The organism is Pseudanabaena minima str. Chao 2107, from assembly GCF_051131155.1.
Taxonomy (GTDB): Bacteria; Cyanobacteriota; Cyanobacteriia; order Pseudanabaenales; family Pseudanabaenaceae; genus Pseudanabaena; species Pseudanabaena minima.
This window is the reverse complement of the sequence record NZ_CP159508.1, coordinates 5126812-5141059: the sequence shown is the minus strand read 5'-3', so window position 1 is coordinate 5141059 and position 14248 is coordinate 5126812. Positions and strand designations below refer to the sequence as shown.

3 protein-coding genes are annotated in these 14248 nt (G+C 42.1%); 1 reads left to right on the top strand and 2 read right to left on the bottom strand.

Features of this window, described 5'->3' with window-relative positions; all coding sequences use genetic code 11:
- Nucleotides 1–3 precede the first annotated feature (3 nt).
- Together ABM313_RS23155 and ABM313_RS23150 are read right to left on the bottom strand one after the other, a co-directional pair.
- Complete coding sequence (locus tag ABM313_RS23155; protein WP_434685484.1) at nt 4–5559, bottom strand: AAA family ATPase; 5556 nt, start codon at nt 5557–5559, stop codon at nt 4–6.
- Nucleotides 5534–12259, bottom strand: a complete 6726-nt coding sequence (locus tag ABM313_RS23150; protein ID WP_434685483.1) for a PAS domain S-box protein — start codon at nt 12257–12259, stop codon at nt 5534–5536. Before ABM313_RS23150 ends, ABM313_RS23155 begins: the two co-directional genes overlap by 26 nt.
- A gap of 385 nt (nt 12260–12644) precedes the next feature.
- Between ABM313_RS23150 and ABM313_RS23145 the strand changes: the two genes are divergently transcribed.
- Nucleotides 12645–14219 (top strand): mercuric reductase, encoded by a 1575-nt coding sequence (locus ABM313_RS23145; RefSeq protein ID WP_434685482.1) that lies wholly within the window; start codon nt 12645–12647, stop codon nt 14217–14219.
- Nucleotides 14220–14248: the final 29 nt, after the last annotated feature.

Below are 14248 nucleotides of genomic sequence, written 5' to 3'. Positions count from 1 at the left end.
GATTCACAGCAGTTCTTCCTTCCTGTCCTTGAGATCGATAGGCAATGGAAAGTAAAGGCTAAAAGTCGTTCGTCCCGATTGACTGCTTACTTGAATCCCTCCATCATGTTTCAGCACGATTTGGCGCACAATATCTAAGCCCAGTCCACTGCCTTCACCTCTCGGTTTAGTCGTAAAAAATGGCTCAAATAATCTTGGTATTATTTCATCGGGAATAGCCTCACCTGAATTAGTAATTTCAACCACTATTTGCCCTGCTTGTGTGGTGATCGCTATTTCTAAAGTGCCTGTTTTCCCGATCGCATAGATCGCATTGTCAATTAAATTAACCCACACCTGTGTAAGCGCATCTGGATTACATAGAAGATCAGGGACTGGCTCATATTTACGAATCACCTCTATCCCTTGCTTCAACCGATTTTGATATAGCGTTAAGGCGATTTCGATGCCATCGCTAATTTGAATCAGACTTTTCTCTTCAGCGTCACTACTACGGTGGCTATAGGTTTTGAGGGCAAAAACAATCTTGGCGGCGCGATCAACTTCTTGCTGAATGCTAATGGCATTCTGATTTTGTTGCACCAGCTTATAGGCAACTTGCAAAATTTCATCGCAATCAGGTGCTTCGAGAAGATGTTGATAGGCTTCTAGGGATGATTCTATTCGCAGGAGGGCAAATTGGTTGGCGATCTCTTGGGGCTTAGCAATCCCCAAGGCTTCCAGTTCTGTTTGCAATCGTCGCCGCAGTTGTCGCTCTTCTTTGGTTGACAGAGACTGCTGTTGCTGAAGTGAAGTATTTACCAAAGCGATAAATGTATCTTGTTGGATAGGATTTAGGCGTTGCATTAATACTGGCAATTGTGGGAGTAAAACGTTCAAAGTAGTGATAATATTGCCTGTGGCACTGCGAATCACTCCTAAAGGTGTGTTGACTTCATGGGCGACGCTAGCCGTAAGTTGTCCTAATGCTGCCATTCTTTCCGATTGAATCAGTTCTGATTGAGTAGTCTGGAGATTTGTTAAGGCTTCGGAAAGCTCTTGAGTACGTTCTTCGACTTTTTGTTCTAGGGTGCGGTAAAGTTGGGCATTCTCTAAGGAAATCGCAGCTTGAGAACAAATTAGGTTTAAAACTTCAAGGCGATCGCTGGTAAAAGCTCCTATAGTCAAACTATTTTCTAAATATAAAATCCCGATTAATTTGCCTTGTTTGAGAATAGGCATACAGAGAACGCTTTTGGGTCGATATTTGAGGATGTAGCGATCGCTTGCAAATTGGGCATCTTGTCGAGCATCACTCAAAACTATGGGTTCTAAACTATGCTTGACCTGATTGACGATACCAATCGCCAGATCTTCACTGTGTTCTAAAGATATGGGGGAGGAGAAGATTTGCGAAGGTTTTCCAGATTCTACGAGCGCGACGATTTGCAACTCTGGTTCTGATTGCAAGAGTAAGACGCATTTATCAGCTCCAGAATTAGTATTAGCAATATTTAGGAGCGCTTCTAAGAGTTTTGAAAGCTCTATCTCTTCAGAAATTGCTTGTGATGCTTTTAGCAGAGTCGTTAAATCGATTGCTTCAGAGGTATTGCCAGAGGGGCTTATAGTTTTTTTCTGGAAAGCACCAAGGGAATCTCGAAGAATCGGTGCGAGTAGTTGGGGATAGCGATTTTCGAGATCGGTGACTTTGGCGGATGCGCCCCAACGCACATAGCCGTAATAGGCTTCAGTCATATAGACTTGAGCGATTTTCTCTTTGCCCCAATCAAGATAAAACTTCGCCGCGAGTTCGTTGGCAAGCGCTTCTTCTTGGATGTAGCTGTTTTCTTTTGCTCCCGCGATCGCGCGATCATAATATTCAATAGCCTCTATTTTATTGCCCAAAACACAGTATCGCTCTGCTTCCACTAAATGCCATTTATGCAAATAGTTCATTGGTGCATTACGAGACATTTTATCGAGAAAGTCTTGATGTTTTTGCACCATTATGAGAGTTTTCGATTGTTCTGCTTCCATTTGCTCGGGGAATGGTCTTAGATGTGTTAGGGCTGCAAAAAAATGAAAAATAGGAACAAAGAATGATCCAGACACGGCGATGAGACATTGCTCTGCTTGCTTAACGTAGTGAATGGCATCCGTATAATTACCAAAATAGTAAGCCAATAGCAGTTTATAAATATAGGTTTCAGCGATCGCAGTTTGATCATTATCCAATTGCTGTTTAGGCAGCATTATCGCTTCGTTGTAAGTATCGCCGATTAATATATGGGGATAATTGACTGGTTTAATCAAATTTTCGGCTGTTTGTTTTCCTAAATTAATATAGGCTTGTGCAGAAGATTGTTTGATCTGAGCCAGTTTTACGCTATAGGTAGCCATGTCTTGAACAAAAAGTTCCAGTTCTCCACCACTAAAAAATATTGAATTACTGTAGGTAGCCAGAGAAAATCCTGCGTGCATAAAATCGCCAATTTCGATCCCAGCATTATAAGCAGATTTCAATATTGGAATTGTAGCTAGCAATGGCTCGTTGTGAGGCTGAACAAAGTTTCCAAATAGAAACATCACAACCGACTTAATCTCGGCGCTATTAAATTTTTCAATTAAATTTAGAGCTACCTTCCCAAAAGCGTAACCTATAACTGTTTCTGTCAGAAATGCCGACATTACTAGACCATGAATGGCATATCCAATAGCTGAGGCTGCCGTGTTACCAGATTGGATAGACAGACTCACCATTGTTGCGCCAAGCCAAGGTAATAAGCTCGGCATCCCTTGAATGATTGGGGAAAACAAGATTCCCATAATTCGCATAGCTAATTGAGTTTGGACATCATTTGTAGATGGTAGATCAACCAAGTCTGCAATTTGGATATTTTCAAGTTGCTTAGCCAGAGTTTGCATCGCTTGAGCAACTTCAACTTCATTGGATTCATTCGGGAGATTAATCCCCAATAGGAGTAATGCTTTTCTACCAATTTCAATAGCTACTAAGACATGACTTTGTAAGGTTTTCGCTGAAATTTGGATTTCGTAGATTTTTACTTTGTCAAAAATAGTTTGCGCCTTCTGTAATACCAAATCCGCTTGTTGTTCCATCCCTGCAAAGTCACCACTCAAATAACTTGCCTCAACGGATGTAAGATACAAATCCACAGTCAATTCATACTGATACTGCCAGCTATCCTCCTGTAGTAGAGCAATTCCTTTGTCAAGATAAATCTTTGCGGCTGCGTAGGCTGTAGACATTCTCGCCCTCTTTGCGGCTTTCAGATTTAATTTTGCTAAGGCTTCTCGCTCTATTGGTTCAGTAATTAATGATTGACCTTGATTTAAGTGTCCAACTAGATCAAACAACCTTTCTTCAAGTTCTATTTTTGAGTAGCTTTGTTGAATTAATTTACCAATTTTCAAATGAATTTCTGCTTCGCGCTCCTTTGGAATAAGTGAATAAGCAGCTTGCTGAACGCGATCATGCAGAAATTTATAAGTTGCATTCGCATCAGTTGGCGCAATAGCATTCGCATCAGTCTGCATAAAGAACTTATAGGCTTCTGTCGTGGGAAGAATAAAACCTTCTTGTAAGGCTTGCCATAGTGTTTGTGCGATATTTTGTGGAGCTTGTTGAGAGGCGATCGCAAGGATCTGCAAATCAAACTGTGCGCCAATACAAGCAGCCACTTTGAGGACATCCTGAGTTTCTATAGGCAATTTCTGCAATTGTGTTGCCATAAACTCCACCACATCATCGCTGAAGGCAAATGCAATTTGAGAAAAATCCCACTGCCAATATTGAGTATCCCTGTTAAAAGTAATTAAACTTTCTTCATATAACGCTTTGAGGAACTGCGTCGCAAAGAAGGGATTCCCTTTCGTTTTTTGATATATCAATTCGGTTAACGGTCTTGCAATGGACAAATCGCAAATCAAAGTATCCGCTACTAACTGATTTAGATCCACCTCACGCAAAGGGGGTAAGGTAATTGTATGCACTGGTGCTCCAGCCTTAGCAATCTCATCTACTGCCAATATAAAGGGATGGACGGGTGAGACTTCATTATCTCGATAAGCGCCCAATATCAACAGATGTCCTGTATCTTGCATCAACAGTTGTAATAATTGTAAGGAAGCAAGATCTGCCCACTGTAAATCATCTAGAAATAGAACTAAGGGATGATCTTTTGTGGTGAAAACCTGAATAAATCTCTGAAATAGCAAGTTGAATCGATTTTGGGCAGCAGTACCCGATAGTTCAATAACAGGTGGCTGACTGCCAATAACTAGCTCTAGTTCTGGAATTACCTCAATAATGACTCGCCCATTATCCCCTAACTCTTCCAGAATTCTGATTTTCCATGCAGCTAGTTGGGCATCGCTCTCACTCAGCAACTGCCCCATCAAATCTCGGAATGCTTGTACAAATGCCGAAAACGGAATATTGCGATTAAATTGGTCGAACTTGCCTTTGATGAAATACCCGCGTTGTCTCACAATCGGTTTGTGGACTTCATTCACCATAGCAGTTTTGCCAATACCAGAAAATCCAGCTACTAACAAAAACTCAGCGCTACCTTGGGAAACTCTGCTGAAGGCATCCAGCAAGATCTGAACTTCTACTTCGCGACCATAGAGCTTTTCGGGAATTGTAAAGCGATCGCTCCGATCCTTTTCACCAATTCCAAAGGGTGTAATCGTGCCCGTGTCGTTGAGTCGATCTAGAGCGATTTCTAGGTCATACTTCAATCCCAAAGTGCTTTGGTAACGGTCTTCAGTATTCTTTGCCATAAGCTTCACGACGATCTGCGCGATCGCAACGGGAATATCGGAGTTGAATTCACACGCTAAGGGGGCAGGCTTTGCTAGGTGACAATGTAGGAGTTCCAAGGAATCGTTAGATCGGAATGGTAACTGTCCAGTCAATAGTTCAAACAACGTCACACCCAATGCGTAAAAATCCGTTCGATAGTCAATGCCTCGGTTCATTCTGCCTGTCTGTTCGGGCGCAATATACGCTAAGGTTCCCTCTAAAATGTTGCTACTAGCGATCGTTTGGGTTTCATGGGTTAGCAGTGTGGCTAATCCAAAATCAGTCAGCTTCACATCTTTGGTATTGGGGTGAATCAAAATGTTGCTGGGTTTTATATCTTTGTGAATGACTCGTTGATGATATAGTTCGTCGAGAATTTTTGCCATCTGGATCGCGATCGCCAACACTTCTTTTAGGTTGAGAGGATTTGCTGTAATGTAATCTGAGAGAGATACATATCCTTCGTCAAGCATTACTAAGACATAGCCATTGCCATAGATTTCTAAGGCGATAGGTTGGACTATTCCTGAAGAATCTAGCTTTTTCGCAATAGTGTAGTGGTTTCTCAATCGCAGCAGATCGTGAATGGAGGGGCGATCGCTCCTGAGCATTTTTAGCACTATAGGTTGCCCATCTCCTAGACGAATACCTCGGTAGACAAGGATTCTGTTGTCAGCATAAATCTGCTGATTGAGGGAATAGCCTTCGATTTGTGGGAAGCGATCGCTACTTTGGGATGGGTATGTCTGCATAGGTTTCTCCAGATTCCATTACTGGCAAAGGTAAGCGTACACTGAATGTGGTTCGACCTGATTGACTTTGCACTTGAATATCACCTACATGTTTTTGGACAATTTGGCGCACTATATCTAAGCCCAGCCCACTCCCTTCCCCTCTAGGCTTGGTTGTAAAAAATGGCTCAAATAGTCTCGGTATTATTTCTTCGGGAATTGCAGTGCCCGAATTAGTAATTTCAACTATTACTCTTCCTGCTTGGGTGGCGATCACTATTTCTAAAGTACCTGTTTTACCGATCGCATAGATGGCATTATCTATTAAATTAACCCACACTTGGATAAGTTCATCTGGGTTACAGAAAAGCTCGGGGACTGGCTCATATTTGCGAATCACCTCTATTCCTTGCTTCAGTCGGCTTTGGTAGAGCGTCAAGGCGATTTCGATGCCATCACTAATTTGAATCAGGATTTTCTCACCAGATTCGCTGCTGCGATGACTATAGGTTTTGAGCGCAAACACAATCTTGGCGGCACGGTCTACTTCCTGTTGAATGCTACGAATACTCTGATGTTGCAAAGCCATTTTGTAAGCCACCTGTAAAGTGTCGTAACAGTTCGGAGCTTGCAGAATGGATTGATAAAGATGTAGCTCGGAACCTAATTGCATCTGACTCAGTTGATTGGCGATGCCGCTAGCATCAGCAATGCCTTGGCTCTCTAGTGCGCTTTGCAGTTGTCGTCGCAGTTGTCGTTCTTCTTTGGTGGATAGGGTGTGAGGTTTCTGAATTGCAGCATTCACGAGAGCAATAAATTCTACTTGCTGTTGAGAAGTTAAGCTTTGCATAATTTGGGGCAGTTGCTGAAGGGAAGCCTTGCTTGCCTCGATGATATTGCCCGTTGCTGCACGAATTACACCTAGAGGGGTATTGATCTCATGGGCGACGCTGGCAATGATTTGTCCCAAGGCTGCCATCTTTTCAGATTGAATTAGTCCTGCTTGGGTAGACTGGAGATTGGATAGAGCCTGCGAAAGCTCTTGAGTGCGCTCTTCTACTCTCTGTTCTAGAGTCTGGGTATATTCTTCGAGTTGTTTGGCTTGTTGTTGGAGTTGGGCTTCCGCAGCTTTGCGATCGCCGATGTCTGTGTGAGTTCCCAACATCCGTAAAGGTTGCCCCAGCTTGTCCCGTTCGACAACTTTGCCTAGGGAAAGAATCCATTTCCAGTCACCGTTTTTAGTGCGTTGTCGAAATTCTACGATGTAATTGGAAATTTCTCCATTCACATATGCTCGATAATTACCTGCGACTCGCTCTATATCGTCTGGGTGCAACCGTTCAATCCACTTGGCGTTTGTTTCATGAAATTCAGATGGATCATACCCCAACATGGTGGCATATTCAGGACTGACGATCGCTTCGCCAGTTTGCAGATTGAGATCGTATAGACCCTGATTCGCAGCCATTAGTGCTAGACGCAGGCGTTCTTCGCTATCTCGCATATTTTCTTCTGCTTTTTTGCGATCGCTGATATCGCGAGCCACCCAAATGACCGATTGCTCACTCAAGGGAGAACATCTTGCACTAAACCAGAACTCTGTATCTTGGATCAACAGGCTATATTCATATTCTTGAGTTTGTTGCTTGTCTAGAGTGTTCCTGATTACTGATAGAAATTTCTCAGATTGTTCGGGCGGGAAAATCTCTTGAATACTTTTGCCAATAAGGATATCAGGAGGGAGGTAAAGCTTGTCTGCATTAGTTGGGGCGATCTTGAGATATGTTCCAGATCGAGCTACCACAAAGACAACATCATCCATTCCCAAAAACAAGCTGCGTAGTTCTAATTCAGATGCTTGTAAAGCTGCCTCTGTTCTTTTTTGCTCACTGATATCCCGTAAAATCCCTTGGAGCCCGATCACACTTCCATTAACATCAAAGATGGGAGCCATATTTAGGGTTACCCATAGATAACTACCATCTTGGCAGAGGTGACGGAATTCTATATTTTGATACTTTTTCCCATGCTCTAGAGCCAATCTAGCAGGTGCAATAGCTTCTTCTAAATCATTAGGATGAATCAATTTCGCAAAGGGTTGTCCAACCCATTCATCAACGGGAAAACCAAACATGGTTTGAAATTGGGGAGAGAGATAGGTAAATATGCCATCGGAATTTGCAGCCCAGATTAAGTCATTGGCTCCTTCCACTAGTCTTCTGAATTTATTTTCACTCTCATACAGTGTTTGATAGAGTTGGGCATTTTCTAAGGAAATCGCAGCTTGAGAACAAATTAGATTTAGTACTTCAAGGCGATCTCTGGTAAATGCTCCTATGGTCAAGCTGTTTTCTAAATATAAAATCCCGATTAATTTGCCTTGTTTGAGAATGGGCATACATAGAATGCTTTTTGGTCGATATTTGAGGATGTAGCGATCGCTTGCAAATTGGGCATCTTGTCGGGCATCACTCAAAACTATGGGTTCTAAACTATGCTTGACCTGATTGACGATACCAATCACCAGATCTTCACTGTGTTCTAAGGATATGGGGGCGGTCAAGATTTGCGAAGGTTTTCCAGATTCCACGAGCGCGACAATTTGCAATTCTTGTTCTGATTGCAAGAGTAAGACGCATTTATCAGCTCCAGAATTAGTATTAGCAATATTTAGGAGCGCTTCTAAGAGTTTTGAAAGCTCTATCTCTTCAGAAATTGCTTGTGATGCTTTTAGCAGAGTCGTTAAATCGATTGTCTCAGAGGTGCTACTAGAAGAGTGATTAGATTTTTTTTGGAAAGAGCCAGAGGAGTCTCGAAGAGTAGGAGCAAGTAGTTGGGGATAGCGATTTTCGAGGTCGGTGACTTTAGCGGATGCGCCCCAGCGCACATAGCCATAATATGCCTCTTGCATATAGACTTGAGCGATTTTTTCTTTACCCCAATCCAGATAAAACTTTGCAGCGAGTTCGTTGGCAAGTGCTTCTTCTTGGATGTAGCTATTTTCCTTTGCACCTGCGATCGCGCGATCGTAATATTCAATTGCCTCTATTTTATTGCCCAATATATGTTGTCGCTCTGCTTCTACTAAGTGAAACTTGTGCAAATGATTCATCGGCGCATTTACAGCCCATTGCTCCAGCTTCTCTTGATTGGCTTCGACTCTTTCAAGACATTGAGTACGCTCAGTATCATTCAATGACGGATATAACTGTAAAAAAGTCAGAGAACTATAGAAGCAATTTATCGGAATAACAAATGTTCCAACCAAATTGCCACTATAAGAGTCCATTGTCACGACATAATCTGCGGCTAACTGATATTGACCAAATAAGTAGCATAAAAAAACTTTATTGCTATATGTGTAACAAAGGGCTGCGTAGTTATTAGCCTCACGCAGCAATGGTAGTTGATACACTTCATCAAAGACATCCCCTTCTAACTGATAGGGGAAAGCCGACTGTCCGAGTAAGTTCAACACAGTTTGATAATAGACGGAATGGAAACTCAGAGTCGTCTGTTGTTTAAGTTGCAAGATTGACTGCAAATAGGTTTTCATATCTACAACGAGGGATGATAATTCCTGTCCTGCGTAGAAGGCTGAAGAACAATAAAGTGCAGCATTTAACGCGCCACTTTCTAAATCTCCTGTTTCTAATCCTATTTGATAAGCTTCTCTGAGATAGGGTAATGATTTCCGAAGTGGTTCTTTCCAATGACTAATAAAACTATGCACAATAAAACAAGTGCGACTTCTAGCACCCTTTAGCTGTAAACGCTCAAGAATATTTAATGCAAGTTGTCCAAACTGGTATCCTGATTTAAAATCACCCATAACTCCACAAAGGAATAATCCATACTCAGCGTAAGGAAAGGGAGAGGTCTCGCAATTACCAATGGTAATTAACGACTCAATCTGCTTAAAGATCAATAATGTCAGCAGCATTGGATCTGATTGGTAAGCAGGGGGTGTCATTTGTGATAAAATTCGCATCGTAGCTAGCTGCACTGAATCGGTCATGAGCGGAGAATCTAACAAGCTCAAAATGTCATTCTCTACCCATAAACTGTTAATTCTTTCTGCAACTTGTTGAATGTAGGCAGAAGTTGGGCGCTCTGGGAAATATACTCCTAATAATGCAAGTAATTGCAATCCACAATTTAGCGATTCTTGTAATTTACCCTGCGCTTTTATCCCCAACATTTTGATTTCGTATACTCGAATTCTATCGATTAGATTTTGAGTATGGGAGAGGACAATCTCAACGCACTCCTCCATTTGCTCGTAATTTGTACTCAAGTAAGCAACTTCTGCGAACAGCTCATAGATCGTTCTAGTTAAGTCTGGTCTAATGTTCCAGCTATCTTCTGACAAAAGTTCGATGCAGATTCCTAAATACTGAATTGCAGCATCATAAGCAGTTGATGTTTTAGCCTTTTGAGCCGCTATTAAATTCAATTGCAACAGTTGTTCTCTCTCTGTGCCTTGGGGCATGAGACTGCAACCAATATTTAAATGGCTGATAATGACAAAAATGTGATCTTGTATTTCTTCTGCTGAAGCATTTCTCAGTAGCAATTGACCAATCTTTAAGTGAGTGAACTTCTTTTTTGCTTCAGGGATCAAAGAATAGGCAGCTTGTTGAACGCGATCGTGCAGAAACTTATAAGTTGCATTCGCATCAGATGGCGCATCAACATTCGTATCAGTCTGCGTAAAGAACTTATAGTCTTCCGTCGTGGGAATAATAAAACCTTCTTCTAATGCTTGCCATAGGGCTGTTGCTGCACTTTCTGGAGATTGTTGGGAGGCGATCGCAAGGATCTGTAAATCAAACTGTGCGCCAATACATGCCGCCACCTTGAGGACATCCTGAGTATCTAAAGGCAACTTCTGTAATTGAATTGCCATAAACTCAACCACATCATCAGCGTAAGTTAGTCTCGCTTTTGCAATATCGCATTGCCAGTTATGCAAATCCCAATTAAAAGTAATGCTCTGTTCTTCATATAGAGCCTTAAGCAACTGAATCGAGAAAAAGGGATTTCCTTTTGTCTTTTGATACACTAATTCTGTCAAAGGTAACGCGCTGGGCAAATCACAAATCAAGGTGTCAGCAATCCATTGATGTATATTGTCTTGGCTCAATGCTTGCAGAGTAATGGTGTTCACCGTTACGCCTGTCTTGATCATTTCTGATATTGTCATCATCAATGGATGAACTGGCGATACTTCGTTATCTCGATAGGCTCCCACCATCAATAGATATCTTGCATCTTGCATCAATAGTTGCATTAACCTTAATGAAGACAAGTCAGCCCATTGTAAGTCGTCTAAAAACATCACAAGGGGATGTTCGGGTGTTGCAAAAACTTGTATGAATTTTTGCAACACTAAGTTGAAGCGATTTTGAGCCGCATTTCCTGATAGTTCGATAACGTTGGGTTGACTGCCAATAATTCCTTCTAGCTCTGGAATCACCTCAACGATGACTTGCCCGTTCTCTCCCACTGCGTCAAGGATTTTGGTTCTCCATACTTTCAGTTGATGGTCACTTTTACTCATCAGTTGTCCGATCAAGTTGCGAAAAGCCTGTACAAAGGCAGAAAAAGGGATGTTGCGATTGTATTGCTCAAATTTACCTTTGATGAAGTAACCATGTTTCTGCACTATTGGTTTCTGGATTTCATTAATGACTACGGTTTTGCCGATGCCCGATGACCCTGCTACTAGCATTAGTTCGCTATTACCTGCGGAAACTCGATCAAAGGTGGCTAAGAGACTCGCTACTTCAGATTCCCGTCCGTAGAGTTTTTCGGGAATCGTGAAGCGATCGCTGAGATCCTTTGCGCCAATTGTAAATTCAGTGATGCTTCCAGTTTGGTTAAGCTGATTTAGACAAACTTCGAGATCGTGCTTTAAGCCCAATGCGCTCTGGTAACGTGCCTCTGCATCTTTTGCCATTAGTTTAAAGACAATTTGGGCGATCGCTTCTGGGATCTCTGGTTTCAATTCGCTGACAAGTGGTGCGGGCTTAGCAAGATGACAATGCACTATTTCCAAGGGATCGTCTGACTTAAATGGCAATTGTCCTGTCAATAGCTCAAACAAAGTTACGCCTAGAGCATAAAAGTCACAGCGATAGTCGATTCCCCGATTCATTCGTCCTGTTTGGCAGGGAGCCATATAAGCGAGTGTACCTTCTAAGATATTTGTACTAACTAGTATCTGTGTCTGGTGGGGCAGTAATGTTGCTAGTCCAAAATCAGTTAATTTAATCTGTTTCGTAATCGGTTCAATCAGAATATTGCTGGGGTTGATATCTTTGTGGATCACACACTGATGATGCAGATCGTCCAAAATTGTGGCTAGTTGGATCGCGATCGCTAAAACTTCAGTTAGATCCAGAGGGTTACCTGAAATGTAATCTGAAAGAGATCTATATCCCTCATCAGGCATTACTAATACATAGCCATTGCCATAGTTTTCTAAGCCAATAGGTTTAGCGATGCCTTGGGAATTGAGTCTTTGGGCGATTGTATAATGGTTTCTCAGTCGTAGCAAATCTTGATGGGTCGGGCGATCGCTTCTCAATATTTTCAGCACAACAGGCTGTCTGTCTGCGATGCTTATGCCTCGATAGACAATTGTTCTGCTACCTGCATAAATTTGATGCTCTGGTCGATAGCCTTGAATTGTGAGAAAGCGATCACTACTAGCCATAATTGATTGAAGTGTCCTAATCTGCCTTCTTGTATATTAACGTGAATTCGATATAGCAATTTGCGTCATGCGAAGCACAGGGCAAATGGAAAATGGTAAGAATCACTTAGAGATTCTTACCATTTTCCATTTGCGGCAAACTGACGTTATATTAGGACTTACACAAAAAAATGAGATGTAGAGGCAATTCATGAATTGCCTCTACGGTAAAATTAGGCTTTCGGGGCATTTTTGAGTAAGTACTATGGCAACGATGGTTTCCATATCGTTATTTAAATATGCCCTTTTGTTCACATCTCTCGTCTTTTCGCACACCCTTTTTAGAATGGTGCAAGATTTCAGTTATCTCAACAATTATTTATCTTTATCTCCCTAATATCAAGTCATGACTCAATCCTCAGAATATTCCAGCGATCGATATACAGAATTCATTCAGCCAGTGGATGAATATAATCGTGATTTGATAGCAAATGTGCATCCTTTAGATTGGGTAAATCCTCAACCTGCGGCTCTTTATGATTTGGTCGTAATTGGCGCAGGAACGGCGGGATTGGTTGTCGCGGCAGGGGCGGCGGGATTAGGGTTAGGACTGAAAGTGGCGTTAATTGAGAAGAATCTCATGGGAGGTGATTGTCTCAATGTTGGTTGTGTTCCTTCTAAGTGCGTGATTCGTTCGTCGCGAGTAGTTGCGGATATCCGCGATGCTGCTAATTTTGGCATTAACTCACCTCAGAATATTGATATCGATTTTGCTGCCGTCATGGAAAGGATGCGAAAAATCCGTGCTGGCATTAGTCACCATGACTCGGCGGAAAGATTTCGGAATCTCGGTGTTGATGTATTTCTTGGTTCAGCAAGTTTTATTGATCATAAGGCGATCGCTGTTAACAACACTAAATCAAACATCAAATTAAACTTTAAAAAAGCGGTAATTGCCACAGGCGCAAGAGCCTCTGATCCACAAATAGTAGGACTTACCGAAGCAGGATATTTAACCAATGAAAATGTCTTTTCCCTCACTGAGCGTCCCAAAAGATTAGCAGTCATTGGTGGTGGCGCAATTGGTTGTGAATTAGCACAGGCTTTTCAGCGCTTAGGTTGCGAAGTAACATTACTGCACAAAAATTCGCATTTACTTGATCGCGAAGATGCCGATGCAGCCGAAATTGTGCAACAGGTGTTTCTGCGTGAAGGTGTGCATTTGCTTTTGGACTGTGCGATCGCTCAAGTCAGCAAAACTAGCAATGTCAAAATCATCCATTATCAACAAAATGGAATTAACCATCAAATAGAAGTCGATGAAATTCTCGTCGGTGCAGGGAGATCGCCAAATGTGGAAGGACTAAATCTAGAAACTGTGGGTGTGGAATACAGCAAACAGCGTGGTGTGGTCGTTAATGACTATCTGCAAACAACCAATCCCCGAATTTTCGCCGCAGGCGATATTTGCATGAACTGGAAGTTTACCCATGCTGCTGATGCGGCGGCGCGGATTGTGATTAAAAACACGCTCTTTTCTCCCTTTGGTTTGGGAAAAAGTAAGCTCAGTGATTTAGTCATGCCTTGGGTAACCTATACCGATCCTGAAATTGCCCATGTGGGTCTATATGCTAAGGAAGCTAAGGCGCAAGGCTTAGAAACCGATGAAATTAAGATTCCTTTTAGTTACGTCGATCGCGCAATTTATGATGGCGAAACTGAAGGCTTTGTCAAAATCTTGCATCAACGCGGCAGCGATCGCATTCTTGGGGCAACGATTGTGGCGCGTCATGCAGGGGAAATGATTAGCGAAATTACTTTAGCGATCGCTACAAAACAGGGATTAAATGCACTGTCTGGAGTGATTCATTCCTATCCTACGCAAGCCGATGCCATCAAGAAAGCTGCCGATGCCTATCGGAAAACTTTGCTTACTCCAAATACTCAGACTCTTTTAAAATTTCTCAGTAAATTTAGCTAGAAATTGCAGATATTTAAGTGAGATCTGGA

Bases quoted from the DNA above. Each gene is read 5' to 3' on its own strand.
- ABM313_RS23145 (WP_434685482.1), top strand. From the start codon at position 12,645: ATGACTCAATCCTCAGAATATTCCAGCGATCGATATACAGAATTCATT.
- ABM313_RS23150 (WP_434685483.1), bottom strand. From the start codon at position 12,259: ATGGCTAGTAGTGATCGCTTTCTCACAATTCAAGGCTATCGACCAGAG.
- ABM313_RS23155 (WP_434685484.1), bottom strand. From the start codon at position 5,559: ATGCAGACATACCCATCCCAAAGTAGCGATCGCTTCCCACAAATCGAA.